Raw genomic sequence first — 339 nt, 5'->3', positions numbered from 1 at the left:
CATCTGGATGCGCTTTCTCAATCTCATCTAACAAAATTACCGCATATGGTTTACGACGAACTGCTTCAGTCAATTGTCCACCTTCTTCGTAACCAACGTAGCCCGGAGGTGCTCCAACTAAGCGAGAAACGGCAAATTTCTCCATGTATTCTGACATATCGATACGAATTAATGCATCGTTAGAATCAAAGATTTCTTTCGCCAAAACTTTCGCTAATTGTGTTTTACCAACACCCGTAGTTCCTAAGAAAATGAATGAACCAATTGGTTTATTTGGATCTTTCAAACCTGCACGATTACATTGAATTGCTTTCACAACTTTCGTTACCGCTTCATCTT

The 339-nt window shown here is 39.5% G+C and carries 1 protein-coding gene; it reads right to left on the bottom strand.

Translation table 11 applies throughout. The annotated features are described in order from the left end of the window. Positions 1-339 (bottom strand): AAA family ATPase (locus QWI17_RS10530; RefSeq protein ID WP_302722466.1); only part of this gene is annotated, 339 nt, incomplete at both ends.

The sequence above is a fragment of the Gilvimarinus gilvus genome (assembly GCF_030518155.1).
Lineage (GTDB): Bacteria > Pseudomonadota > Gammaproteobacteria > Pseudomonadales > Cellvibrionaceae > Gilvimarinus > Gilvimarinus gilvus.
Note: the sequence above shows the minus strand (reverse complement) of the source record. Positions and strands in the feature narration are given on the sequence as shown.